Source organism: Streptomyces sp. NPDC007856, assembly GCF_042868225.1.
Taxonomy (GTDB): domain Bacteria; phylum Actinomycetota; class Actinomycetes; order Streptomycetales; family Streptomycetaceae; genus Streptomyces.
On record NZ_JBIAEC010000009.1, the window covers coordinates 166048 to 190493 of the forward strand.

Annotated in this window: 22 protein-coding genes; 6 read left to right on the top strand and 16 right to left on the bottom strand. The window is 70.4% G+C overall.

Annotation, left to right across the window (positions count from 1 at the left end; all coding sequences use genetic code 11):
- Positions 1-173: 173 nt before the first annotated feature.
- Complete coding sequence (locus tag ACFYOH_RS22370; RefSeq protein WP_388628055.1) at positions 174-1652, bottom strand: hypothetical protein; 1479 nt, start codon at positions 1650-1652, stop codon at positions 174-176.
- 457 nt (positions 1653-2109) lie between these two features.
- Here ACFYOH_RS22370 and ACFYOH_RS22375 point away from each other — a divergent pair, with 457 nt between their 5' ends.
- Positions 2110-2766 (top strand): bifunctional DNA primase/polymerase, encoded by a 657-nt coding sequence (locus ACFYOH_RS22375; protein ID WP_388628057.1) that lies wholly within the window; start codon positions 2110-2112, stop codon positions 2764-2766.
- Between the two features lie 230 nt (positions 2767-2996).
- On the opposite strand, the gene ftsY is transcribed toward ACFYOH_RS22375, so the two are convergent.
- The gene (gene ftsY / locus ACFYOH_RS22380; RefSeq protein ID WP_388628060.1) at positions 2997-4199 is read right to left on the bottom strand and encodes a signal recognition particle-docking protein FtsY; all 1203 of its coding nucleotides are present in this window, start codon (positions 4197-4199) and stop codon (positions 2997-2999) included.
- Positions 4200-4561: 362 nt separating this feature from the next.
- Between ftsY and ACFYOH_RS22385 the strand changes: the two genes are divergently transcribed.
- Positions 4562-6016, top strand: coding sequence for a cytosine permease (locus ACFYOH_RS22385; protein WP_388628062.1), 1455 nt, complete (start codon positions 4562-4564; stop codon positions 6014-6016).
- 6 nt (positions 6017-6022) lie between these two features.
- Here ACFYOH_RS22385 and ACFYOH_RS22390 read toward each other — a convergent pair whose 3' ends face one another.
- Positions 6023-6223: a hypothetical protein gene (locus ACFYOH_RS22390; RefSeq protein ID WP_388628065.1), complete on the bottom strand. Its 201-nt coding sequence runs from the start codon at positions 6221-6223 to the stop codon at positions 6023-6025.
- A 91-nt stretch (positions 6224-6314) separates the two neighbouring features.
- On the opposite strand from ACFYOH_RS22390, the gene ACFYOH_RS22395 reads away from it, so the two are divergent.
- Both ACFYOH_RS22395 and ACFYOH_RS22400 read left to right on the top strand, forming a co-directional pair.
- Positions 6315-7286 (top strand): LLM class flavin-dependent oxidoreductase, encoded by a 972-nt coding sequence (locus tag ACFYOH_RS22395; protein WP_388628068.1) that lies wholly within the window; start codon positions 6315-6317, stop codon positions 7284-7286.
- A 53-nt stretch (positions 7287-7339) separates the two neighbouring features.
- A complete protein-coding gene (locus ACFYOH_RS22400) occupies positions 7340-7699 on the top strand; it encodes a hypothetical protein (RefSeq protein WP_388628071.1) in 360 nt (119 codons plus the stop codon).
- A 117-nt stretch (positions 7700-7816) separates the two neighbouring features.
- On the opposite strand, the gene ACFYOH_RS22405 is transcribed toward ACFYOH_RS22400, so the two are convergent.
- The 4 genes from ACFYOH_RS22405 to ACFYOH_RS22420 all read right to left on the bottom strand — a co-directional run bounded on the left by ACFYOH_RS22405 (position 7817) and on the right by ACFYOH_RS22420 (position 14196).
- Positions 7817-9235, bottom strand: coding sequence for a sugar porter family MFS transporter (locus tag ACFYOH_RS22405; RefSeq protein WP_388628073.1), 1419 nt, complete (start codon positions 9233-9235; stop codon positions 7817-7819).
- A gap of 212 nt (positions 9236-9447) precedes the next feature.
- Entirely contained in the window at positions 9448-13086 is a 3639-nt protein-coding gene (smc, locus tag ACFYOH_RS22410) for a chromosome segregation protein SMC (protein WP_388628075.1), read from the bottom strand.
- Positions 13087-13329: 243 nt separating this feature from the next.
- Positions 13330-13533 (bottom strand): hypothetical protein, encoded by a 204-nt coding sequence (locus ACFYOH_RS22415; RefSeq protein WP_018544743.1) that lies wholly within the window; start codon positions 13531-13533, stop codon positions 13330-13332.
- Positions 13534-13914: 381 nt separating this feature from the next.
- Positions 13915-14196: an acylphosphatase gene (locus ACFYOH_RS22420; RefSeq protein ID WP_388628077.1), complete on the bottom strand. Its 282-nt coding sequence runs from the start codon at positions 14194-14196 to the stop codon at positions 13915-13917.
- A gap of 622 nt (positions 14197-14818) precedes the next feature.
- On the opposite strand from ACFYOH_RS22420, the gene ACFYOH_RS22425 reads away from it, so the two are divergent.
- Positions 14819-15901 (top strand): CAP domain-containing protein, encoded by a 1083-nt coding sequence (locus tag ACFYOH_RS22425; protein WP_388628449.1) that lies wholly within the window; start codon positions 14819-14821, stop codon positions 15899-15901.
- 32 nt (positions 15902-15933) lie between these two features.
- On the opposite strand, the gene ACFYOH_RS22430 is transcribed toward ACFYOH_RS22425, so the two are convergent.
- On the bottom strand, positions 15934-16515 hold the full coding sequence (locus tag ACFYOH_RS22430; RefSeq protein WP_388628079.1) for a flavodoxin family protein: 582 nt from the start codon (positions 16513-16515) through the stop codon (positions 15934-15936).
- A gap of 108 nt (positions 16516-16623) precedes the next feature.
- Between ACFYOH_RS22430 and ACFYOH_RS22435 the strand changes: the two genes are divergently transcribed.
- The gene (locus ACFYOH_RS22435) at positions 16624-17025 is read left to right on the top strand and encodes a winged helix-turn-helix transcriptional regulator (protein ID WP_388628081.1); all 402 of its coding nucleotides are present in this window, start codon (positions 16624-16626) and stop codon (positions 17023-17025) included.
- Here ACFYOH_RS22435 and mutM read toward each other — a convergent pair.
- The 8 genes from mutM to recG form a co-directional block, all read right to left on the bottom strand.
- On the bottom strand, positions 16998-17858 hold the full coding sequence (gene mutM, locus ACFYOH_RS22440) for a bifunctional DNA-formamidopyrimidine glycosylase/DNA-(apurinic or apyrimidinic site) lyase (protein WP_388628083.1): 861 nt from the start codon (positions 17856-17858) through the stop codon (positions 16998-17000). The genes ACFYOH_RS22435 and mutM overlap by 28 nt on opposite strands.
- An 83-nt stretch (positions 17859-17941) precedes the next feature.
- Positions 17942-18850, bottom strand: a complete 909-nt coding sequence (gene rnc / locus ACFYOH_RS22445; RefSeq protein ID WP_388628085.1) for a ribonuclease III — start codon at positions 18848-18850, stop codon at positions 17942-17944.
- An 8-nt stretch (positions 18851-18858) separates the two neighbouring features.
- Positions 18859-19032 carry a 50S ribosomal protein L32 gene (gene rpmF, locus ACFYOH_RS22450; protein WP_003951102.1) on the bottom strand — a complete coding sequence of 58 codons (174 nt, stop codon included), beginning with the start codon at positions 19030-19032 and terminating at the stop codon, positions 18859-18861.
- Between the two features lie 2 nt (positions 19033-19034).
- Positions 19035-19679 carry a YceD family protein gene (locus tag ACFYOH_RS22455; protein ID WP_388628088.1) on the bottom strand — a complete coding sequence of 215 codons (645 nt, stop codon included), beginning with the start codon at positions 19677-19679 and terminating at the stop codon, positions 19035-19037.
- A 157-nt stretch (positions 19680-19836) separates the two neighbouring features.
- Complete coding sequence (locus ACFYOH_RS22460; protein ID WP_388628091.1) at positions 19837-20901, bottom strand: ATP synthase F0 subunit B; 1065 nt, start codon at positions 20899-20901, stop codon at positions 19837-19839.
- Between the two features lie 66 nt (positions 20902-20967).
- A complete protein-coding gene (coaD, locus tag ACFYOH_RS22465) occupies positions 20968-21447 on the bottom strand; it encodes a pantetheine-phosphate adenylyltransferase (protein WP_055704332.1) in 480 nt (159 codons plus the stop codon).
- Between the two features lie 26 nt (positions 21448-21473).
- The gene (gene rsmD / locus ACFYOH_RS22470) at positions 21474-22061 is read right to left on the bottom strand and encodes a 16S rRNA (guanine(966)-N(2))-methyltransferase RsmD (protein WP_388628094.1); all 588 of its coding nucleotides are present in this window, start codon (positions 22059-22061) and stop codon (positions 21474-21476) included.
- Between the two features lie 109 nt (positions 22062-22170).
- On the bottom strand, positions 22171-24390 hold the full coding sequence (recG, locus tag ACFYOH_RS22475) for an ATP-dependent DNA helicase RecG (RefSeq protein WP_388628096.1): 2220 nt from the start codon (positions 24388-24390) through the stop codon (positions 22171-22173).
- Positions 24391-24446: the final 56 nt, after the last annotated feature.

The following is a 24446-nucleotide window of genomic DNA, read 5'->3' on the forward strand; positions in this document are numbered from 1 at the left end:
ATGAACCGCCGGATTCGCGGCTTGCCGATCGTTATCGTGACGCAACCAACGCCGGCGGGCCTGCCGTGACACAGGCCGGCCGCGGCGGGGCCTCTCCGATGACCTGGCGTGGGGGAGCCGAGTCGGGCAGTTCGGGAGGACCGGCCGCGGCCGGGGCGGGGGAGCCGGGTGTGTCAGACCGCTTCGGCGGTTTCCGGCAGGTCGGCGGCGAGCTGATCGGTGAGGTCGACGACGACGGCGAGATCGCCGTAGTCCCGTACGGCCGTGTCGACCGTCTTTCGAATACGAGTGTTCACACGCTCGGAGCGGACCTTCTTGGCGATCTCCATGGCCTGGGCGGCATAGTCAGTGCTCCGCTCGGGCTCACGCTGGAGCAGGTGCACGGTGGCCATGCCGATCAGGTTCAGCGCGTACGACCGCTGGTGCTCGCCGTCCTCCGCGAACTTCTCCACCGCCTTCCGCATCAGCGGCTCGGCGAGGGAGGCGTAGGTGGGGCTGCGTCCGGCGACGTAGGCGAGGTCGCGGAAGGAGTGGGAGTTCTCTCCGTACAGCTCGGCCTCGGAGAAGAAGCGGATCCAGTCGGGGTCCGGCTCGTCCCACTCGTCGGCCTCGGCGAAGGTGTCCTCGGCCATGCGGACCGCGCGCTTGGTCTTGCCGGGCTGGCCCATGTTGGCGTACGCGCGGGCCTCCATCGCATACAGCATGGACTGGGTGCGCGGGCTCGCGCAGTCCCGGCTGCCGTACTGGGCGAGGTGGATCAGCTCCAGGGCGTCGTCGGGCCGGCCGAGATGGATCATCTGGCGGCTCATGCTGGAGAGGATGTACGAGCCGAGGGGCTTGTCGCCGGCCTCCTTGGCCGCGTGCAGGGCGAGGACGAAGTACTTCTGCGCGGTCGGCTGGAGTCCCACGTCGTACGACATCCAGCCGGCCAGTTCGGCGAGCTCGGCGGCGACCTTGAAGAGCTTGCGGGTGGTGGCCTCGGGCTGGGGTTCCTGGAGCAGGTCGGTGACCTCGTGCAACTGGCCGACGACCGCCTTGCGGCGCAGGCCGCCGCCGCACTGGGCGTCCCACTGCCGGAACATGCGCGTGGTGGACTCCAGCAGATCCAGTTCGGGCTTGGACAGCCGGCCGGGCCTGCGGGTGTCGAGGACGGGCTCCGGCTCGACGGCGACCGGGGACCCGGGGCTCGGGACGAGCCAGCGCTGCATGGGCTCGATGAGGGAGGGGCCGGCGGACAGCGCCAGCGAGGTGCCGAGGAAGCCGCGCCGGGCCAGCATCAGGTCGCTGCGCGAGAACTCGCTGAGCAGGGCGACCGTCTGCGCGGCCGTCCAGGGCAGGTCGACTCCGGACGCGGAGGGCGACTGGCGGGCGGCGCGCAGGCCGAGGTCCTCGATGGAGACCACACAGCCGAAGCGTTCGGAGAACAGCTCCGAGAGGATGCGCGGGATCGGCTCGCGCGGGTTCTCCCCGTCCAGCCAGCGGCGCACCCGCGAGGTGTCGGTGGAGATGTGGTTGGCGCCCAGCTGGCGCGCCCGGCGGTTCACCTGGCGGGCCAGCTCGCCCTTGGACCAGCCGCTGCGCACGAACCACGAGCCGAGCAGCTCATTGGGGCGCCTGTCAGCGTTCGCTCCACTACCGCCGTTGCCGCTCACTGGAACGCCCCCATCCCTGAGACCACTTGTCGTCGAGTGCGCCAAGCCTTATCAGAATGCCGGTAAATACGGCCTCTTGTCCGCCGGTTCTCACCCTTCGAACGAGCTGGCGACTCGCCTCCGGCATACCCATCCATGCATATGCCGACCGGACTCGCGCACTCACAGTAATCCTACGATCACCCGCCCAACCACCGGGATCCCGGAAACGCCACCATTCGCCACCCCTTCGAATGAACTCACGGTCGGCCGTACGCGATTCACTTGACATAGGACGGCCGGAAGTGGGCGGAGTGAAGCACGCGGGGGCGCGAATACCCCGATGCGCCACCCGTTGCACCTCAAGGCGCCGCCTTGTCCGCGCGTCGACCGGGGAAGGCGGAGCCGTAGCGTTACGTTCCGCTTCCGTCTCGTTCCGTGTCGTAACCACCGGCGCGCTGGACCCGTTGGAGGGGGCATGGGCTTCACGATCGGCGGCATTCGCGAGATCCGCTCCGGCACGCGCCGGCGCGGCCGTGCGTCGGAGTGCACCGCTGTCGCCGAGTTCACCGGGTTGTGGGGCTGGGACGTGGTGCCGGGAGCGCGGGCCGCGGCGGGCGTCTGCTCGTGCGGACACGCCGACTGCCCGGCGCCGGGGGCGCATCCGCTGGACTTCGCGCCCCAGGTGCCGGCCGGGGCCACGCTGGACGAGGTGAGCAAGGCGTGGTCGGAGTTCCCGGGTGCCGCGGCGATGCTTCCGGTGGGCCGGGCGTTCGACGTCGTCGAGGTCTCCGAGGCCGCCGGGCGCCGCGCCCTGGCCCGCCTGGAGCGGATGGGACTCCCCCTCGGTCCGGTGACCGCGACCCCGGACGGCCGCGCCCACTTCTTCGTCGCGCCCGGCGCCGCCGCGGAGCTCCCCCGGCTGCTGTACCGCATGGGTTGGGACGACCCCTCGGCCCTGGACCTGCGCGGCCTCGGCCCCGGCACGCACATCACCGCGCCGCCCTCCGACCGGGGCGGCCTGGGCCCGGTCCGCTGGCTGCGCCCACCCGCACTGGACTCGGCGACCCGCCCTCCGGCGGCCCGCCTGCTGCTGGGCACGCTGGCGTACGTGGCACACCGGTCGCGGGCGTAGACCAGTCGCATCGTCCACGAACGCCTCCAGCTCGGCCTCGGTCCGGTGCGGTCGCGGGCGCGAGCGCAGTTCTCCCTGCCCCGACCACAGCAACCATCAATTGAGACACCACGACGGCGAGCAACCACGTCCGCGAAAGCGGCGCCGGCTTAGGCGCAAAAGCAGCAGCGCCCGACCCAACTGCACCTTGGGGCGGGCGCTTCCTGTCAGCTACCGGGTTCGGTGACCAGTCAGTCCCCGATCAGCGCGTCCACGAACGCCTCCGGCTCGAACGGCGCGAGATCGTCCGCGCCCTCGCCGAGGCCGACCAGCTTGACCGGCACGCCCAGCTCGCGCTGGACCGCGACGACGATGCCGCCCTTGGCCGTGCCGTCCAGCTTGGTCAGCACGATGCCGGTGATGTCCACGACCTCCGCGAAGACGCGGGCCTGCACCAGGCCGTTCTGGCCGGTGGTGGCGTCCAGGACGAGCAGCACCTCGTCCAGCGGCGCGTGCTTCTCCACGACCCGCTTGACCTTCCCGAGCTCGTCCATGAGGCCGGTCTTGGTGTGCAGGCGGCCGGCGGTGTCGATGAGGACGACGTCGACCCCCATCTCCTTGCCTTCCTTGACCGCGTCGAAGGCGACGGAGGCGGGGTCGCCGGCCTCCGGGCCGCGCACGGTGTAGGCCCCGACGCGCTCGCCCCAGGTCTGGAGCTGGTCGGCGGCGGCGGCACGGAAGGTGTCGGCGGCGCCGAGCACGACCGTACGGCCGTCCGCGACGAGCACGCGCGCGAGCTTGCCGGTGGTGGTGGTCTTGCCGGTGCCGTTGACGCCGACGACCATCACGATGCCGGGCTTGCGGTCCGCGGGCTCGGTCTTGACCGTGCGGTCGAACTCCGTGCCGACGACCTTGAGCAGCTCCTCGCGCAGCAGGCCGCGCAGCTCCTCGGGGGTGCGGGTGCCGAGGACCTTCACGCGCTCGCGCAGGCTCTCGACCAGCTCCTGGGTGGGCTGCACGCCGACGTCGGCGGTGAGCAGCGTGTCCTCGATCTCCTCCCAGGTCTCGTCGTCCAGGTGCTCGCGCGAGAGCAGCGTGAGCAGGCCCTTGCCGAGGGCGGTCTGGGAACGGGACAGGCGGGCGCGCAGCCGTACCAGCCGGCCCGCGGTGGGCTCCGGGATCTCGATCTCGGGAGCCGCGACAGCGGGAGGCTCCTCCACGACGACCGGTGCGGGGCCGCCGGGGAGATCCACCTCCTCGATGGTCCGGCGCGGTTCTTCGCGCGGCGTCTCGGCCTCTTCGCCGATGTGCGGCTCGGCCGGGGGCGCGGTGATGTCGGGCGTCTTCGGAGGCGGCGGAGGCAGCGGCTTCTTGCGCCGGGTGCCCACCACCAGCCCGCCGAGTGCCGCGAGCACGACCACGGCGATGACTACAGCAAGGATGACGGTTTCCATAACAAGGCCAGTATGCGTGACCCCCGATCGGCCTGTTCGTTGTACGCGCAGGGGCCACTGGCCCGCCGGGCCGGGCTGGCCCGCGGTCCGACCTCGCGTCGGCCGGAAGCCCACATGGGCGGAGTCACAACGGGTCCAGTATCAGGACCGTCGGGTACCCGAAGCAGCGTCACCCAGGGCGTGTCACGGTTCATACGGTGGGCCGTGACGTGCCCTCGCCGCAGGAGCCGGTTTGTGGCTTCCTCCGAGAGACAAACGCCACTTATTACCAGGACTCGGAGCAAAGTACGATGGTGGCGACTCTGTCGACGCGCGTAGAGTCCCGACCGTCCCTGTCCCCCCACGTCTGGTGCCCCTTTTTCATGAGCAAAACCGTCGAGACCGAAGGCGCTCTCGAGACCCGAGGTATCGAGCAGGTCCCCGATCACGAGCGCACCGCGAAGACCCGTGAACTGTTCCCCACCTGGGTCGGCGCCAACATCAGCGTGCTCCTGCTGACGATGGGCGCGAGCCTGGTCGTGGCGTACCACCTGAACATCTGGCAGGCGCTCGTCGTCGCCGTGGCGGCGCCGGTCGTGTCGTACGGCCTGGTCGGTCTGATCGGTATCGCCGGCAAGCGCGGCGGCGCGCCCGGCATGGCGCTCTCGCGCGCGGTCTTCGGCCAGCGCGGCAATCTGCTGCCCGGTTCGCTGATCTGGGTCGCGCGCTGGGGCTGGGAGACGATCAACGCGGTCACCGGCGCCTACGCGATGCTCACCATCCTGGACATCCTGTTCGGCATCAAGGCGAACAGCGTGCTGGACATGGTGATGCTGCTGGTGTTCGTCGTGGCGACCTTCGCGATCTCGGGCCTCGGTATCAACGCCGTGCAGAAGTGCAACAAGTACGCCACCTATCTCTTCGGCGTCTTCTCGGTGCTGGTCCTGGTCTATCTCGTGGCGAACACCGACTGGTCGAAGGTGCTGCACCACGGCGGCGGCTCCACGGCCGCGGTGATCACCGGTGTCGGCATGATCGCGGCGGGCGGTGTCAGCTGGATCCCGACGGCTCCGGACTTCACCCGCTACCTGCCGCGTACGGCGTCGTCGAAGGCGATCGTCGGTACGGCGGTGGGCGGCGCCGGCATCGTCGTGCTGCCCATGGTCCTGATGGGCGCGGTGATGGCGGTGTCCACGCCGGACCTGGCCTCGGCCACCGACCCGGTTTCCTTCCTCGGTGAGATCCTGCCGACATGGATCGCGGTGCCGTACCTGTTCATCGCGCTGATCGGCATGCTGCTGATCAACTCGATGTCGATGTACTCGGCGGGCTTCACCGCGCAGACCCTCGGCATCAAGGTGCCGCGGCACTGGGCGGTCTCGGTGAACGCCGTGATCTCGCTGGTCTTCGGTGGTGTGCTGATGCTGGTGGCGACGAGCTTCATGGGCTCGTTCATCGCCTTCCTGTCGCTGCTGGCGGTCGCCTTCTCCGCCTGGGTCGGTGTCTTCGGCGCGGACATGCTGCGCCGTACCGAGTACGACGGCCGCGCCATGACGGACACCACCCGCACCAGCGCCTATTGGTACAAGGGCGGCTTCTCCCCCGCGGCGGTGGCCGCCTGGGCGATCGGCCTGGTGTCGGGACTGATGTTCACGACCTCGGACTGGTTCACCGGCCCGCTCGCGAAGAACAACGTCATCGGCGAGTACGGCCTCGGCTGGGTCGCCACGATCGTGATCTCGGGCCTGCTGTACCTGGCGCTGCCGAAGCCGGCGGGGGCCGCCGAGCCGGCCGAGGTCGCCGAGCCGGCCGAGGAGCGCGCGACCGCCTCCGTGTGACGGGCCTCAGCCGGGCAGGCCGCTCTTGTGCAGGGCGGCACTCGCCCGGAAGCGGAGCCGGGAGCAGCGGTCCCGGGTCTCCTGGTCGGCGTCGGCGGGGCAGCGGCGGTGGCCGGCCGGCCACCGCAGGTCGTCCGGGTCCAGCCACAGCGCGACCCGGCCACGCCCCGCCTCGGCCCGCGGATCCGTGGGTACGGCTTCGCTCATCCCGCGACCCTAACTCCTCTCCCCCATGGCGATCTGACGCCCCGTCAGCTAACGTCCCCCTCCACCGCATCGCACCGGAGGGGGACTTCCCATGCCCGTCACGGTCGTCCGTTTCAACCTCGTCGCTCCCGGCGCCGGCCCCGCCGCCCTCTCCGCCCGCTACCGGGCCGCCCTGGAGATGGCCGCGTACGCGGACGAGCACGGGATCGGCACCGTGCAGACCGAGGAGCACCACGGTGCCGACAACAACTGGCTGCCGTCGCCGTTCGCCTTCGCGGGCGCGGTGTTCGGGGCGACCCGCCGGATCGCGGTGACCGTGTCGGCGGTGATCGGCCCGCTGCACGAGCCGCTGCGGCTCGCCGAGGAGATCGCCGTACTGGACCTGCTGAGCGGCGGACGGCTGGTGACGGTGGCCGGGATCGGCTACCGGCCCGAGGAGTACGCCCTGTTCGACGTCGACTGGAAACTCCGGGGGCGGCTCCAGGACGAGTTGCTGCAGACCCTGCTGAGGGCGTGGTCCGGCGAGGACTTCGCGTACCGGGGCCGTACGGTACGGCTCACCCCGCGCCCGTACACCGACCCGCACCCGCTCCTGCTGGTCGGCGGCTCCTCCAAGGCCGCCGCCCGCCGGGCCGCCCGGCTCGGCCTGCCGTTCTTCCCGAGCGCACACCTGCCGGAGCTGGAGTCCTACTACAAGGAGAGGCTCACCGAGTACGGCACCGAGGGCTGGGTCATGATGCCCGCGGCCGAGACTCCCCTGCTGCACATCGCCGAGGACCCGGACCGGGCGTGGGCGGAGTACGGCGAGCACTTCCTGCACGAGGCGCGGACCTACGCCTCCTGGCAGTCGGGCGGGATCCGCTCGGCGGTGCGATCGGCGGCCACGACGGTGGAGGAACTGCGCGCGGAGCGCGTGTACCGGATCCTCACGCCGGAGGAGTGCGTGGCACTGGGCGCCGACAGCCTCGTACTGCATCCCCTGGTGGGCGGGATGCCGCTGGAGGAGGGGTGGCGGAGCCTGCGGCTGTTCGCGGAGCGGGTGATTCCGGCACTGGGCAACTGACCTGCGGCGATATCCGGTGGTCCGGGTGGGTCCGGCGGTGCTCCACTGGGACCGTGAGTCTGAGTGTGGATGTGGTCGTCCGCGGGCCGAACGGCGAGTTCGACGTGCTCGACGTGCCCGAGGGGTGCAATGACTCGGCCGGGTTCGAGTCCTGGCGGTGGAAGGTGTGGGGCTCGGAGGTGGTGCGCTCGCTGGGCGCCCGTTACCTTCCCCGGCTCGACGGCGACTGGATGGAGGTCCCGACCGAGGAGCTTCCCCGGTTCCTGGAGGAGATCGCCCTGTTGCGCACCCACCTGGACATGATCTGCGCGGCGCTCGGGGAGCATCCGTACGGCATCGAGAGCCGCCTGGACAACATCGAGGCGACGACGCGACGGGCCCGGCGACTGGGCGCCCGCGTTCTCATCTGGTGACCGGCGCGTACGACACCGCCGCCCCCGGACCGGGCAGTGGCCGGGCCGGGGGCGGCGGAAGGTACGAGGAGAGGGGCAGCGGGGACTTGGCCCTTCTCCCCGAGTTCACGGGGCTGGTCAGCCCATCTCCTCCAGTGCCTTGCCCTTCGTCTCCTTGACGAACTTCAGGACGAACGGGATCGAGAGCGCGGCGAAGACCGTGTAGATGACGTAGGTGCCGGAGAGGTTCCAGTCGGCCAGCGACGGGAAGCTCGCGGTAATGGCCCAGTTGGCGATCCACTGCGCCGCGGCGGCCACGCCCAGGGCGGCGGCGCGGATCTTGTTCGGGAACATCTCGCCGAGCATGACCCAGACCACCACACCCCACGACAGGGCGAAGAAGAGGACGAACACGTGGGCGGCGATCAGGGCGACCCACCCCTGGGTGCTGGGGAGCTTGCCGTCGACGAGGTGGTACGAGAACGCCCAGGCCTCCAGCGCCAGACCGACGGCCATGCCGATCGAGCCGATGAGGGCGAGCGGCTTGCGGCCGACGCGGTCCACGAAGATCATCGCGATCACGGTGCCGATGATGTTGATGATCGAGGTCGTGAAGGAGTAGAAGAACGAGTCCGTCGGGTCGACACCGACCGACTGCCACAGCGTCGAGGAGTAGTAGAACGCGACGTTGATGCCGACGAACTGCTGGAAGACCGACAGGCCGATACCGACCCAGACGATCGGCTTGAAGAAGAAGCCGCCGCCGAGCAGGTCCTTGAAGGTGGACTTGTGCTCGCTCGTCATGGCGTGCTCGATCTCGGCGACGCGGGCGTCCAGGTCGACGTCCTTGCCCTCGACCTCGGCGAGGATCTCCTTGGCGCGCTCACGCTTGCCGACGGAGAGCAGGAAGCGCGGGGACTCGGGGATCGCGAAGGAGAGCATGCCGTAGAGGACGGCCGGGACGACCATGACGCCGAGCATGACCTGCCAGGCCTCCAGGCCCATCAGGTGACCGCGCTGGTTGCCGCCGGCGGCGTTGAGCAGCCCCCAGTTGACCAGCTGGGAGATGGCGATGCCGACGACGATCGCGGCCTGCTGGAAGGAACCGAGGCGGCCGCGGTAGGCGGGCGGGGCGACCTCGGCGATGTAGGCGGGGCCGATGACGGAGGCCATGCCGATGGCGAAGCCGCCGACGACGCGCCAGACGGCGAAGTCCCAGAGGGAGAAGGGCAGCGCGGAGCCGACGGCGCTGACGACGAAGAGAAGCGCGGCGATCTGCATGACGCGGATACGGCCGATCCGGTCGGCTATGCGGCCGGCGGTCGCGGCACCGACCGCACAGCCGATCAGGGCGATCGCGATGACCTGGGCGAGGGCCGCGGAACCGATGTCGTACTTGGTCCGGATGGCCTCGACCGCGCCGTTGATCACGGAGCTGTCGTAGCCGAAGAGGAAACCGCCCATGGCGGCAGCCGCCGCGATGAAGATGACGTGCCCGAGATGTTCGGGTTGGGCCGTCCTGGCTCCTGACTGAGGTGCCTGCGTTGTGCTGGTCACGTAAATCTCCTCGGGCCACGGCAACGCTGCCGGTGGGGGTAGAGCCCTTACAGGTGAGACCTGAAGGTAAAAGCAACGTTGCAGAGACTATTCCTTCAAGTTTCGAAGTCAATAGTTCAGCTGCTGTGAGTTTTTCGATGTGTCCGAGGCCTCAGTGTTCACTTCTTGAACCCTGAGTGAGTTGATCTTGAATGGCGGCGCTGACCGCGGCGCTACCGCAGGCGCTGGGAGATGACCTTGGAGACGCCGTCGCCCTGCATCGACACGCCGTAGAGCGCGTCGGCGACCTCCATCGTGCGCTTCTGGTGCGTGATCACGATCAGCTGCGAGGTCTCCTGCAGCTCCTGCATGATCCGGATCAGCCGCTGGAGGTTGGTGTCGTCCAGCGCCGCCTCGACCTCGTCCATGACATAGAACGGGCTCGGCCGGGCCTTGAAGATCGACACCAGCAGCGCCACCGCGGTCAGCGAGCGCTCGCCGCCGGAGAGCAGGGAGAGCCGCTTGACCTTCTTGCCCGGCGGGCGCGCCTCGACGTCCACGCCGGTGGTGAGCATGTTGTCGGGGTCGGTCAGCACCAGGCGGCCGTCACCACCGGGGAACAGCCTGCTGAACACGCCCTCGAACTCGCGGGCGGTGTCCCGGTAGGCCTCGGTGAAGACCTGCTCGACGCGCTCGTCGACCTCCTTCACCACCTGCAGCAGGTCGGCACGGGTCTTCTTCAGGTCCTCCAGCTGCTCGCTGAGGAACTTGTGCCGCTCCTCCAGCGCCGCGAACTCCTCCAGCGCCAGCGGGTTGACCTTGCCGAGCTGCTGGTAGGCCCGCTCGGCGGCCTTGAGCCGGCGCTCCTGTTCGGCCCGGTGGAAGGGCTTGGGCTGGTTGCGCGGGTGCTCGGGGTCCTCGGGCAGCACCTCGCCCTCGGCAGGGGGCGAGGGCGGCACGAGCTGGTGCGGGCCGTACTCGGTCACCAGCCCCTCCGGCTCGACACCAAGCTCCTCCAGCGCCTTGGTCTCCAGTTGCTCTATGCGCAGCCGCTTCTCGGCGCCGAGCACCTCGCCGCGGTGCACCGAGTCCGTCAACTTGTCGAGTTCCGCCTTCAGTTCCCGACCTGCGGTGCGCGCGGCGGTCAGCTCCTGCTCGCGCCGCGCCTTGGCGGCCTCGGCGGCGGTGCGCTCCTGCTCGGCCCGGGCGAGGGACACCTCGATGTGCGCGAGCAGCTGCCGGGCGCCGGAGGCCACGGCCTCCGCCACGGCCGCCTCGTGCCGCAGCCGGGCGCGGCGTTGCTCGGCACGCGCGCGTGCCTCGCGTTCCGCGCGTGCGGCACGGTCGAGCGAGTCGGCCCGCCCGGCGAGCCCCTTCACCCGCTCCTCGTGGGTACGGACCTGGAGCCGGGCCTCCATCTCGGTCTGCCGGGCGTTGGCGCCGTCGGCGGCGAGCCGGTCGCGTACGGAGGTGTCCGGCTCCTCCTCGACCGGCATCTCCTCGGCGACCGCCAGCCGCTCGGCCAGCTCCTCGGCCTCCTGTACGGCCTTCTCCAGCGCCTCCTGCGCGCGTGCGGCGGCCGCGGCCGACCGCTCGGCCTCGCCTGCGGCACCCCGCGCCTGTCCGGCGAGCCGGCCGAGCTGCTGGGCGACGGCCGACTTCTCCCGGTCCGCCGCCCGGCGCCGGTCAGCGAGCTCTTCCACGAGGGTGGCGGCCTCGGCACGCCGTTCAGCCGCCGTTCGCTGCTCCTGGGCCAGCGCCTCGCAGCGCACCGCCAGCTCGACCAGCTCGGCCGCGGCCTGGTCCACGGAGGCCTGCACCTCCAGCAGGCTGGGTGCGCCGGCGGAGCCGCCGTGGGCGAAGTGGGCGCCGAGGAGGTCGCCTTCGGCGGTGACAGCGGTCAGGTCCGGGTGGGTGCCGATGAGGTCCTCGGCGTCCTCCAGGGTGCCGACGACGACGATTCCTCGCAGGAGGCGGTGGACGGCGGGCATGAGGTCGGCGGGGCCGCGGACAAGGTCTGCGGCGAGGCGCCCACCGGGGGGTGCCATGGTCGGCGGTTCGGCGGCGGGTTCGTCGTGGCTGGTCGCGCCCTGCGGCGGAGCCGCATGTCGATGCTGCCCCGCGCCCCCTTGGGGCGCGCCTCCTGAGGCCGGCTCCATTGTCAGCAGCAGTGCCGCCCGGCCGCCGTCCTGCTTGCGGAGCATTCGGATCGCCTCGGCCGCGGCCGCAGGGGTCGATACGGCGATCGCGTCCGCTGCCGCGCCGAAGGCCGCTGCCAGGGGGATCTCGTAGCCGGGGGTGACCGTGAGGAGTTCCGCCGCGGGGCCCAGGACTCCGGTGAGGCGGTCTCGGGCGCCGAGGAGTATGCCGGTGCCGTCCTTGCGGCGCAGGCCCAGGGCCAGCGCTTCGTGGCGGGCCTGGGTCGCGGCGCGGGTGCGTTCGGTGGTGGTGAGGGCCTCGCGGGCCGCGCTCAGGGCGGCTTCGGCCTCGGTGAGCTGCCGTTTGGCCGCCTCGTGCTGTTCGGCCAGGTCCGCGTCGTCGGCGTCGAGGCCGTCGACCTCGGCCTGCAGGGCCTCGTACTCCTCCTGGGCGCGCGCCGCGCGTTCCTGTGCCTCGTCGCGGGCCGTGGCCAGGCGGTCGATCTCGGCCTGGGCGGAGGCAGCGCGGGAGCGGGCCGCGTTGACCTGGCCGGACAGGCGGGCCAGCCCCTCGCGGCGGTCGGCGATGGCGCGGGCGACGTCCTTCAGCCGGCGTTCCTCGACGGCCAGCTCCCGTTCCAGTTCGGCGCGGTGGGCGACCGTGTCGTCGAGGGCGTGCTGGGCCGCGTCCAGGGCCGCCTCCAGCTCGGCCTCCTGCTCACGGATCCGGGCGGCCTCGCGCTCCAGGTCCTCGGGGTCGCGGCCGCGCCGCTCGTCCGGGGGCGCGGACGTCGCGCTCTTCACGCGTGCGTCGGCCAGCGAGATCGTGCCGCGGACGCGCTCGGCCAGCTGGGACAGCTCGTACCAGGTCTGCTGGGCGCGCTGCAGGCGGGGCGTGAGCTGCCGTACCTCGTCCTCCAGGAGGCCCTCGCGGTGCAGGGCCTTCTTCAGGTCCTGCTCGGCGGCCTCCTTGCGTTCCTTCAGGGCCGCCTCGTCCGCGATCTCGGCCTTCAGCGCCTGGCGGAGGCGTACGAGGTCGTCGGCCAGCAGGCGCAGGCGGGCGTCGCGCAGGTCCGCCTGGATGACGGCGGCCCGGCGGGCGACCGCCGCCTGGCGGCCCAGGGGCTTGAGCTGGCGGCGGAGTTCGTCGGTCAGGTCCTGCACGCGCGCGAGGTTGGCCTGCATCGCGTCCAGCTTGCGCAGCGCCTTCTCCTTGCGCTTGCGGTGCTTGAGGACGCCGGCCGCCTCCTCGATGAAGGCGCGGCGGCCCATCGGGTCGGCGTGCAGGACGGAGTCGAGCTGGCCCTGGCCGACGATGACGTGCATCTCGCGGCCGATGCCCGAGTCGGACAGGAGTTCCTGGATGTCCAGAAGGCGGCAGGTGTCGCCGTTGATCTGGTACTCGCTGCCGCCGTTGCGGAACATGATCCGCGTGATGGTGACCTCGGCGTACTCGATGGGCAGCGCGCCGTCGGAGTTGTCGATGGTCAGGGACACCTCGGCGCGGCCCAGCGGCGGGCGGCCGGTGGTGCCGGCGAAGATGACGTCCTCCATCTTGCCGCCGCGCAGCGACTTGGCGCCCTGTTCGCCCATGACCCAGCTGAGCGCGTCCACGACATTGGACTTGCCCGAGCCGTTCGGGCCGACGACACACGTGATCCCCGGCTCGAACCGGAGCGTGGTCGCCGAGGCGAACGACTTGAACCCGCGGAGGGTCAGGGCCTTGAGGTGCACGCCGCTGGACTCTACCGGGCGCCGCTATCTCACTCCACGAACACTCGCAACCCCACGGTTTCGCCATTGAACATGCAGGGCACACCGTACGTTAAAGACAGTGAAAGGATGCGCGGGGCAAGAAGGAAGGGACGCCGAAGCGTCCCTTGCAACTCTGACGGCCGGGTTGCGGTCGTCCGATCAACTGAGCGGTTGATACGGCAGCCCGATCGCTGCGACTGCTGTCGTGGAGCGATGCAGTGATCAGGTGAGCGCAGGCTCCGCCTGGTGTGCGTCGATGCTCTCCATGATCCTGTCCTGAGAGGCGGCAGCCGCCAGCGCGTCGTTCTCCGCCTGGATCCTTACGAGCTCGGACTCCAGGTCCTGAACGCGCTGCTGCAGCCGTCGCATCTCGGCGAGGAGTCGAGGGTCGGAGCCGCCGACGTAACCGAGAAGCGCCTTTGCCATGATGGATGGTCCTCCACAATGAGTGACCGACCGATGCGGTGTGGGTCGTGAGGGATTGCACCCGCGGTGCTTGGCACATCCGGGTGTTGCTCTGCTGTTGCTCCATGCCAAACAGCTAAGGTGCGCGGGGCTTTCAGCGTCTCACCAAAAAGTTTGACGGTCAACACGATCACGCCCTGTATTGGCGGGCAAACCGGGGCGCGCGGCCGGAAAAACGGCGGCGCTGCAAGTCATCCGGAGCCCTCAGGGCGTGACGATCAGTTGTTGCTGGGGAGCCTGCCATGCCGGGCCGTTCTTGGCAACCACCAGGCCGTTTCTGCTGTGCGCATGTGCCCCCGGCAGCTCCCTGTGCGCCTGCCTGCGCCCCTATACAGAACCGGTTCAGCGGATGGCGAAGCCGTCGTAGCCGCCGCGGGGTGTGTCCCAGATCTCGGTGACTCCGTCCACGTGTCCGGGCGTGTCGTCGCCCTGGAGCCAGTTCAGCAGCCCCTCGCAGCCCTCGCGCGACCCCTCCGCGACGACCTGGACCCGACCGTCGGCCAAATTGAGAGCAAAACCACTCAGGCCCCCGATCTCCAGCGCCTTGGCGCGCGTGAACCAGCGAAAACCCACGCCTTGCACGCGTCCACGCACCCAGGCGATCAGTCGCACATCCTCGCTCATGAGTGCAACCTAACCGGCCGATGTCACTCGGTTCACATCCGCCACCGATGGCAATGCGGTACCGTCCCGCCCAATGCATCTCATATGAAACTCACTCGATCGAGTGAGCTTGGTTGGCCATGAGGAGTCACTCGCCGCGCAGGCGCCGGTCGACCGCGAGGACGAGGAAGAGGGCAGGGACATGGGACGCCACCGTCGCTCCGCCGCCGGCCGCGCTGCCACGGACGTCACCCACACCCGCCACTCCCGCACCGGGACCGGCGCCCCGCAGGACTCGAGCACCGGTGAGCCGTGGCAGGACTCGTACGCGGGTGACTCCTGGCTGGACTCGTACGCGGGTGACTCCTGGCTGGACTCGTACGCGGGTGACTCCTGGCTGGACTCGTACGCGGGTGACTCCTGGCTGGACTCGTACGCAGGTGGCGCCCGGCAGGACTCGTACGCAGGTGGCATCCAGCGGGACTCGTACGCAGGTGAGGCCTGGCTGGACCCGTGCGCAGGTGAGAGCGTCCGCCACGGCCCGTACCCGGGTGAGGTCGTCCGGCAGGACTCGTACCCGGGTGACATCGTCCGGCAGGACTCGTACCCGGGTGAGGTCCTCCGCCTCGAGTACCCAGGGTGGATCCTGCGTCGCGAGCAGACGGACATCGTCCGGCGTGCACAGGCTCCCCGGGGCATCGCGCCGTATCTCAACCCCGAGGCCTACACCCCGGCGACCGGTCTGCGGCCGCTGGACTATGCCGACGCGACCGCCAAGGCGCACGCCTATCTGTTCGCGGCGCGGGGCGGCGGGCCGGGCGGCTTCGGGGACGGCGGCTTCACGCCGGCCGGCGGCCCCTCCTCCCGCCACCGGCGCCGGAAGAAGGCCGCGCGGCCGGTGCGCTCGGGTCTGCTCGGGGTGTCCGCGGCCGTGGCTCTCGGTACGGCCGCGGTGGCCACGGGCGTGGTGCCGGGGCTGCAGAACTACCGGCTCGGCGGAGCCACGCACACCACCGGCGGCGAGCGGATACAGGCGGCGGACACACCGAGCAACACGGCCGCCGAACAGGGCGGCACCTCGGGCAGCGCCGCCAACTCCGAGGGCGGCGCCGGCCCGAACTCCGGGGGCTCGGCGTCCACGAGCCCGTCCGCCTCCGCCGCCACGTCGAACCCGGCGACGGCGTCCGCCTCGCCCGGGCCCACCCCGTCGAAGACGGCGACCGGGAAGCCGACGCCGCGGGCGACGCCGGCCGGCAAGCCGACGAGCACCCCGTCGCGTACCGCGTCCAAGGCTCCGAAGACGCCCAAGGCACCGAAGACGAGTGCCCCACCGGTGGCGGTGTCCACGGCGGACGCCGTCGAGGCGGAGGTGCTGAAGCTCGTCAACCAGGAGCGGGCGAAGGTCGGGTGCAGCCCGCTGACGGCGTGGTCCTCACTGACGAAGCTGGCCGAGTCGTTCAGCGACGACATGGCGGCGCGGGACTTCTTCGACCACACCGACCCGGACGGCAAGACGCCGTGGGACCGGGCCGCGGCGGTGGGGATCACCGACCTCGGCGGCGAGAACATAGCCCGCGGTCAGGCCGACGCGGCGGCCGTCATGGAGGCCTGGATGAACAGCCCCGGCCACCGCGCCAACATCCTGAACTGCGACTTCAAGACCCTGGGTGTCGGCGTCCACTTCGGCCCGGGCGGGCCTTGGTGGACGCAGGACTTCGGGTACTGAGAAGCGGAACGCCGTGAACCGTCGCTGAGCCCTCAGGCCGCGCGTCCCCGCGTGAACACCCGCGCCGTCTCGGTGACGCGGCGCCCGAGGTGCTCGGCCGTGGCGATGTCGGACTTGTGCACGGCGTCCGGGCCCTCGTCCACGTTGGTCTGGGCCGCCGCGCCCGTGAAGACACCGAGGCGGTTGAGGTCGTGCTCGGAGCCCGCGCTGTTGTTCCAGCCGGGGTGCAGGCCGAGGTTGATCCAGTTCATCCCGTGCTGCGCGGCGAGGATCTGGAAGAACTGCAGGGTGTGCAGCTTGTCGCCGCTCTTGGAACCGGAGTTGGTGAAGCCGGCGGCCAGCTTGTCCTTCCAGTCCTGGCCGAACCAGCGCTTGGAGGTGGCCTCGGCGAAGACGTGGAAGGCGCCGGAGGCGGTGCCCATGTAGGTGGGCGAGCCGAAGACGATCGCGTCGGAGCGGTCCAGCGTCTCCCACTGCTCGTCGGTGATCTCGTCCACCTTGATCAGGTGCACCTCGGCGCCCGCCTCGGCGGCGCCGACGCGGACGGCCTCCGCGAGGACGGCGGTGTGGCCGTAGCCGGAGTGGTAGGCGACGGAAACGACAGGGGTGGTCACGATGCGTTCTCCTGAGATGGGCAGGTCACTGAGACTGATGAAAGGAAAGCACTAACTTCCGGTTAGTGCAACCTCCCAGTTAGCGCTGTGTTCGAGTACGCTTGGGGGATGGACACCACGCAGGAGCGCACCGAGACGCAGGACCTGCCGTACAACGTGTTCGCCAAGGCCTGCCCCTCCCGCGGCACGCTGGAGCACGTCACGGGACGCTGGGGCGCGCTCACGCTCGGCGCGCTGTACGAAGGCTCGCTGCGCTTCAACGAACTACGCCGCCGCGTGGACGGGGTGAGCGAGAAGATGCTGTCCCAGACGCTGCACGCGCTGGAGCGCGACGGCCTGGTGCACCGCGAGGCGCAGCCGACCAACCCGCCGCGCGTCGACTACGAACTGACCCCCCTGGGCCGTCAGGTGGCCGGGCGGCTGCTGGCGCTCATCCACTGCGTGGAGGACGCCATGGACGACGTCCTCGCGGCACGCGCGCGTTACGACGACACGCGCGGCGCCCTCTGACACTTCGGGCAGAAGTAACTGGAGCGGTTCATCCAGGGACGGCGGCGGATCGGGGTGCCGCACCGCTTGCAGGGTTCGCCCTCACGGCCGTACGCGTCCAGGGACCGGTCGAAGTAGCCGGACTCGCCGTTGACGTTGACGTACAGGCTGTCGAAGCTGGTGCCGCCCACGGCGAGGGCGGCGTTCATCACGTCGCGGATGTGGCCGAGGAGTTCGGCGGTGACCGGACGGGTGAAGTTCGCCGTCGGGCGCTCGTAGTGGATGCGGGCGCGCCACAGCGCCTCGTCCGCGTAGATGTTCCCGACGCCGCTGATCAGCGACTGGTCCAGCAGGGCCCGCTTGATGGTGGTCCGCTTGCGGCGCAGCGCCAGGTGGAAGGCCTCGTCCTCGAACAGCTCGTCGAGGGGGTCGCGGGCGATGTGCGCGATGACGTCGGGCAGGCCGTCCGGGGTGTTGTCGTGCAACGACAGCCCGCCGAAGGTGCGTTGGTCGACGAACCGGAGTTCCGTGCCGAGTGAGTCGGCGAACCGGATCCGGATGCGCAGATGTTTCTCGTCCGGCGCCTCGTGCGGCTGCACCAGCAGCTGACCGCTCATGCCGAGGTGGGCGAGGACGGACTGGTTGGTCTCCTCCAGCGGCAGCCACAGGTACTTGCCGCGGCGGCTGGGCGTGCCGATGTGATGGCCCTTGAGCCGGTGCGTGAAGTCGTCGGGCCCCGCCAGGTGCCTGCGTACGGCGCGCGGGTGCAGCACCTCGGTCTCGGCGACGGTGCGGTGGGCGACCCAGCGCGCGAGACCGCGCCGGACGACCTCGACCTCGGGCAACTCGGGCATCGGGACCCCCGTACAGAGCGGTGGACGAGCGGAGCGCCCGCCCCGTCGGCAACGGCGGGGCGGGCGCTCGGTACTGCTGTGGGTCAGGCGGGAGCGGACGACGGGTCGCCGTCCTTGGCGACGGCTTCCCCGGCAGCCGGTTCGCCGTGTTTGGCGACGGCCTCCTTGGCCGCCTTGACCGCCTCGGCGTCCGCGGCGGCCGCTTCCCTGGCCGCCTTGGCGCGCTCGTCCGCGGCGGCCTTGATGGCCCGCCAGGCGGACTCGGCGGCCTGCTGCTCCGCCTCCTTCTTGCTGCGGCCGGTGCCGGTGCCGTACGAGACGCCTCCGACGCGGGCGGCAGCAGTGAAGGTCTTCTCGTGGTCGGGGCCGGTCTCCGTGACCAGGTACTCGGGCACGCCGAGTCCTTCGGTCGCGGTCAGCTCCTGGAGGGAGGTCTTCCAGTCCAGGCCGGCACCGAGGTTCGAGGACTTCTCGATCAGCGGGTCGAAGAGCCGGTGCACCAGCTCGGACGCCGAGTCGAGGCCCTGATCGAGATAGACCGCACCGATCACCGCTTCCAGGGTGTCGGCGAGGATGGACGCCTTGTCCCGGCCGCCCGTGCCCTCTTCACCGCGGCCGAGCCGGATGAAGGAGCCCAGGTCGAGGCCACGGCCGACCTCCGCCAGCGCACGCGAGTTGACCACCGCGGCCCGCAACTTGGCCAGCTGGCCTTCGGGCAGGTCGGGGTGGGTGCGGTACAGCGTGTCCGTGACGACGAGGCCGAGGACGGAGTCACCGAGGAACTCCAGCCGCTCGTTCGTCGGCAGACCGCCGTTCTCGTACGCGTAGGAACGGTGGGTCAGCGCGCGCACCAGAAGGGCGGACTCGACCTGGTAGCCGAGCCGCCCTTCCAGAAGCGTGTGGGACGAGGCCTGGTTGTCCGCCTTCTTCTTGGCGGGTGCGTCCGCCTTGGCGTCTTCCGCCTTCTTGGGACTGGACACAGTGCCTCTCACCAGCCCGCTCAGACTTCGAGGACCTGGCGCTTGTTGTAGGTGCCGCAAGACGGGCACGCGATGTGCTGCTGCTTGGGCTCGTGGCAGCGCTCGCACGCAACCAGGGTGGGGACCGCAGCCTTCCACTGCGACCGGCGGTGGCGCGTGTTGCTGCGCGACATCTTCCGCTTCGGAACAGCCACGGCTACTTCTCCTGCTTCTCGTCGACGCCCGCTTCGGCGCCGCTCATCTCGTCCTTCTCGCCATCTTCGAGTGAACCGGCGAGTCCCTGCAATGCCGCCCAACGGATGTCGACGGCGTCGTGGTGGTGGTCCGGGTCGTCCGCGAGCCGCGCTCCGCACTCGGAGCACAGGCCCGGGCAGTCTTCCTGGCACACCGGCTGCATCGGCAGTGCGAGCACCACCGCATCACGCAGCAGAGGTTCGAGGTCGAACAGTCCGTCCTCGAGGAAGTACCTGTCCTCGTCGTCCTCGGCGTCGTCGCCCGGTTCCGCGATCACACGGCCCCGGTCGTCGGCGTCAGGGTACGAGAACAGTTCCTGGAAGTCCGCTTCGAGCTCCAGCCCGACCGGCTCCAGACACCTTACGCACTCCCCCTCGGCCTGTGCACGGGCGGTGCCTGTGACGAGCACCCCTTCCATGACCGACTCAAGGCGGAGTTCGAGCTCCACCGGGGCGCCTTCCGGCACTCCGATGACCCCCTGGATGCCGAGATCGGCGGGAGCGTCGATGGTGCGGGTCAGGCGCTGCAGCGCGCCAGGACGCCGACCCAGCTCGTGCGTGTCGAACACGAGGGGGTTGCGGTGGTCGAGGCGGGCGTTGGAGGCCATTCCTGCTTTCGATCTTCGAGCTCGGAGGGCCGCCGCCCGTCGATGTCGAGGGCAGCGGTGATCGCGGACGTACACGCGACCGAAGAGCCAGGATACTGGACCTTTCGCTCTCGGCCCAATCCGGTGGTCGCGGGCGGTCGCGCGGCGCGTTCCGCGCCTACAGTCCCCGGCCCTGCTCGTACGCCCTCAACTGCTCCGCGCTGATCATGCCCGTGTCGAAGAGGCTGGTCTCGTCGAGAGCGTAGCCCTGCTGGGGCTGCTGTTGCTGGTGGGCCTGCTGGGGGTCGTAGGCGGCCTGCTGCTGGTCGTAGCCCTGATAGGCATACGGGTCGGCCTGCTGGTAGCTGTAAGGGTCCTGCTGGCTGTACGCGGGCTGCTGCGGGAAGCCGCCGTAGGGGTCGGGCTGCTGCTGCTCGTACGACGCGTACGCGGGCTGCGGGTCGTACGACGGCTGCTGCTGCGGCTGCGGCTGGCGGTCCGGGCGCTCGGCCGGGGTGTCCTGCTCGGCGAGGGCGGCGAGGTCGGCGAGGTAGTCGGCGTCGCTGGAGTGCTGGAAGGTCGTGGTGTCGTCGGCGAGGGCGCCGAGGTCGTCCGTGGCGATCCGGCCGTGCAGCTTCTGCCGGCCGCGGCCGACGGCCTCCAGGGTCTTGGCGAGCACCGCCTCGAAGGCACCCAGCTTGGCGTCGACGTACTGGTCGGCGTTGTGGCGCAGGGTCTCCGGGTCGTGGCTGCGCTCGGGGGCGTCCTCGTCCTCGTAGCCGTTCTCGTCCAGGCCGGGCCCGGTGCCGAGGAGCTTCTCGCGGCCCCGGCCCACCGAGCCGAGGGTCTTGGTGAGGACGACCTCGAAGTTGGCGAGCTTGGAGTCGACGTAGTCGTCGGCCTCGGCGCGGATCTCCTCGGCCTCCTTGCGGGCCTCGGCGAGGATCCGATCGGCCTCGGCCTGGGAGCGGCGGGCGATCTCGGTGTCGGAGATCAGCGAGCCGCGCTCGGCGTGCGCGTTGGAGATGATCAGCTCGGCTTCCTGACGGGCCTGCTCGACCATCTGGTCACGGTCGCCGATCAGCTCCTGCGCCTGTGCGAGGGAGCCGGGCAGGGCCTGGCGCACCTCTTCCAGCATCGCGAGCAGGTCGGCGCGGTTGACCACGCAGGACGCCGACATGGGCATGGACCGGGCGCCGGAGACCGTGGAGACGATCTCGTCGAGCTTCTTCTGCACGTCCACCTGTGCTCGCCACTCTCTACAGCCGGGATGGAGACGGACGGGACGACTGTAGTCCCCTCGGTCCCATCAAACCTTGCGCAGGCGCTTGTTCAGGGCTTCCAGCACCGGGGCGGGCACCAGGTGGGAGACGTCGCCGCCCCAGGCCGCGACCTCCTTGACCAGGGAGGAGGAGAGGAAGCTGTAGGTGGGGTTGGTGGGCACGAACAGCGTTTCCACGCCGGTGAGGCCGATGTTCATCTGGGCCATCTGCAGTTCGTAGTCGAAGTCGCTGACGGCACGCAGGCCCTTGACGATGGCGGGGATGTCGCGCTGCTTGCAGAAGTCGACGAGCAGGCCGTGGAAGGCCTCGACCCGGACGTTGGCGTAGTCGGCGGTGACCTCGCGGATCAGCTCGATCCGCTCCTCGATCTCGAACAGGCCCTTCTTGGACTTGTTGATCATCACTGCGACGTAGACCTCGTCGTAGAGACGGGAGGCTCGGGCAATGATGTCGAGGTGTCCGTTGGTGATCGGGTCGAACGACCCGGGACAGACGGCGCGGCGCACTTGTGATCCCTCGCTCTCCGGTCCGGTCATCGTGCGTCTTCGCACGTAGAGGCGGCGCGACCGTACCAAAACGTTCCCTCGCCGTAGCGACGGGACCTGATCGCCTCGAAGCCGTCCGGCCACTGGAATGCGCCACCTCTGGTGCTGCGCTCCACGGTGACGAGCGCTTGCTCAGCGAGCCAGCCTTCCGAGTGGAGTGTGAGCAGGATCTCGCGAAGATCGTGATCTGTGACAACGTACGGGGGGTCGAGGAAGGCGAGGTCGTACGGCTCGGCGGGGGGTGCGGTCCTGATGACTTGTTCCGCTTTGCCCGCTCGCACTTCGGCGCCGGGGAGGCCGAGGTTCTTCACGTTCTCCCGGACGATCCTGGCTGCGCGGGCGTCCGCTTCCACGAGGAGCGTGTGGCTCGCGCCGCGGGAGAGGGCCTCCAGGCCCACGGCGCCTGAGCCGGCGTAGAGGTCGAGGACTCGTTCGCCGTCCAGGGGGCCGCCGAGGAGGGACTGCCAGGTGGAGAAGAGGCCCTCGCGTGCGCGGTCGGAGGTGGGCCGGGTTCCGGTGCCGGGGGGTACCGAGAGGCGCCGTCCGCCGGCCCGGCCGGCGATCACGCGGGTCATGTGGGGTCCTTCTTCGTGGGCGGCTTTACCGTTCATTGTGGCTGCTTGCGCCCGCGCGGCGGTAGCCGCATACGGAGCACGGCCCCGCGCCCCTTGGGGCAGGTCCACCTCAACCCTTCTCCAAGTACTGCTCCCTCTCCTCGTCCAGCAGGGCGTCCAGAGCCGTCCGCAGGCCCGGCAGGCGCTCCAGCTCCGGATCCGCCGTCACCAGGGCCGTCGCCTCCTGCCTCGCCTCCGCGATGACCTCCTCGTCCTCGATGACCGCGAGGACCCGCAAGGAGGAGCGGGCGCCGGACTGGGCCTGGCCGAGGACGTCGCCCTCGCGGCGCTGTTCGAGGTCGATGCGGGAGAGCTCGAAGCCGTCGAGGGTGGCGGCGACGGCGTTCAGCCGCTGGCGGGCCGCGCTGGCCTCGGGCATCTCGGTGACCAGGAGGCACAGGCCGGGGGCGGAGCCACGGCCGACGCGGCCTCGGAGCTGGTGGAGCTGGGAGACGCCGAAGCGGTCGGCGTCCATGATGACCATCACCGTGGCGTTGGGGACGTTCACCCCGACCTCGATGACCGTGGTGGCGACCAGGACGTCCGTCTCGCCGGCCGCGAAGCGGCGCATCACTGCGTCCTTGTCGTCCGGGTGCATACGGCCGTGCAGGACCTCCACCCTCAGGCCCTGGAGGGGGCCGCGGCCCAGCTGGTCGGCGACGTCCAGGACCGCGAGCGGCGGGCGCTTCTCCGCCTCGTCCTCGGGGGACTTCTTCTTGCCGGCCTTCTTGGGGTCGTCCTCCTCGTCGCCGATGCGGGGGCAGACGACGTACGCCTGGTGGCCGTTCGCCACCTCCTCGCGGACCCGCTCCCAGGCGCGGGTGAGGAAGTGGGGCTTGTCGGCGGCCGGGACCACATGGCTGGCGATCGGGGAGCGGCCGGCGGGGAGCTGGTCCAGGACGGAGGTCTCCAGGTCGCCGAAGACCGTCATGGCGACCGTGCGCGGGATGGGGGTGGCCGTCATGACCAGCAGGTGCGGGGGCTGCTTGCCCTTGCCGCGCAGGGCGTCGCGCTGCTCGACGCCGAAGCGGTGCTGCTCGTCCACCACGACCAGGCCGAGGTCGTGGAACTGGACCTTGTCCTCGATCAGGGCGTGCGTGCCGATGACGATGCCGGCCTCGCCGGTGACCAGGTCGAGCAGGGCCTGGCGGCGGGCGGCGGCGCCCATGGAGCCCGTGAGCAGGACGACCTTGGTGGCGTGCTCGGTGCCGCCCAGCATCCCTCCCTCGGCCAGCTCGCCCATCATCTCGGTGACCGAGCGGTGGTGCTGCTGGGCGAGCACCTCGGTGGGCGCGAGCATGGCCGCCTGCCCGCCCGCGTCGACCACGGCGAGCATGGCGCGCAGGGCCACCAGCGTCTTTCCCGAGCCGACCTCTCCTTGCAGCAGGCGGTGCATCGGGTGTTCCGTGGCGAGGTCGTCGAAGATCTCCTCGGAGACCTTCTGCTGGCCCTCGGTGAGGGTGAAGGGCAGGCGGTCGTCGAAGGCCGTGAGGAGGCCGTCGGGCCTGGGTGTGCGCGGGACGGCGGGGAGCTGGGTGTCCGCGTAGCGGCGGCGGGCCAGGGCGACCTGGAGGACGAACGCCTCGTCCCACTTCAGGCGGGCGCGGGCGTCGGCGATGTCGGCCTTGGTGTGCGGACGGTGGATCTTGAGCAGGGCCTCGGGGAGCGGGACCAGGCCACGGCCCTCGCGGAGGGAGGGGGGAAGCGGGTCCAGCGCTTCCTGTGCGGTGGGCAGCACCGTCTGAACCGCCTTGCCGATCTTCCAGGACTCCAGCTTGGCGGTGGCCGGGTAGATGGGGATCAGGGCGCCGGCCCAGCTCTCCACGGTCTCCTCGCTGTCGCCGCGCAGCAACTCGTATGCCGGATGGGCGAGTTGGAGGCGGCGGTTGAAGACCGAGACCTTGCCGGCGAACATCGCGCGCGTGCCCGGCAGCAGCTCCTTGTGGGGCTTGTGGACACCGTTGCCGAAGAAGACCAGCTGGAGCCGGCCGCTGCCGTCGGTGATCGTGACCTCCAGGCGCTGGCCCTTGCCGCGGGGGGCCTTGGCGGAGGCGAAGGTGTGCAGGCGGGCGTCGGCGACCTGGGCGACGACCGTGACGTGCTCGTCCATGGGCAGCTCGGCGAGTTGGGTGAGCTGGCCGCGCTCCTCGTATCTGCGCGGGTAGTGGTGGAGGAGGTCGCCGACGGTGTGCAGGCCGAGGTGCTCGGCCATCACCTTCGCGGTGGCGGGGCCGAGCACCGACTTCAGTGGCTGCTTCAGTGGTTCTTGCAGTGCGGGCACGAGATCCATTGCACACCACCGCACTGACAATGCCGCGAAACCCCTGGTCAGCTGGACTGTTCCGG

Excerpts from the sequence above, each read along its gene's own strand:
- ACFYOH_RS22375 (WP_388628057.1), top strand. The coding sequence starts at position 2,110 with ATGGGCTTCACGATCGGCGGCATTCGCGAGATCCGCTCCGGCACGCGC.
- ftsY (WP_388628060.1), bottom strand. The coding sequence starts at position 4,199 with ATGGAAACCGTCATCCTTGCTGTAGTCATCGCCGTGGTCGTGCTCGCG.
- ACFYOH_RS22385 (WP_388628062.1), top strand. The coding sequence starts at position 4,562 with ATGAGCAAAACCGTCGAGACCGAAGGCGCTCTCGAGACCCGAGGTATC.
- ACFYOH_RS22390 (WP_388628065.1), bottom strand. The coding sequence starts at position 6,223 with ATGAGCGAAGCCGTACCCACGGATCCGCGGGCCGAGGCGGGGCGTGGC.
- ACFYOH_RS22395 (WP_388628068.1), top strand. The coding sequence starts at position 6,315 with ATGCCCGTCACGGTCGTCCGTTTCAACCTCGTCGCTCCCGGCGCCGGC.
- ACFYOH_RS22415 (WP_018544743.1), bottom strand. The coding sequence starts at position 13,533 with ATGGCAAAGGCGCTTCTCGGTTACGTCGGCGGCTCCGACCCTCGACTC.
- ACFYOH_RS22420 (WP_388628077.1), bottom strand. The coding sequence starts at position 14,196 with ATGAGCGAGGATGTGCGACTGATCGCCTGGGTGCGTGGACGCGTGCAA.
- ACFYOH_RS22435 (WP_388628081.1), top strand. The coding sequence starts at position 16,624 with ATGGACACCACGCAGGAGCGCACCGAGACGCAGGACCTGCCGTACAAC.
- mutM (WP_388628083.1), bottom strand. The coding sequence starts at position 17,858 with ATGCCCGAGTTGCCCGAGGTCGAGGTCGTCCGGCGCGGTCTCGCGCGC.
- ACFYOH_RS22455 (WP_388628088.1), bottom strand. The coding sequence starts at position 19,679 with ATGGCCTCCAACGCCCGCCTCGACCACCGCAACCCCCTCGTGTTCGAC.
- rsmD (WP_388628094.1), bottom strand. The coding sequence starts at position 22,061 with ATGACCCGCGTGATCGCCGGCCGGGCCGGCGGACGGCGCCTCTCGGTA.
- recG (WP_388628096.1), bottom strand. The coding sequence starts at position 24,390 with ATGGATCTCGTGCCCGCACTGCAAGAACCACTGAAGCAGCCACTGAAG.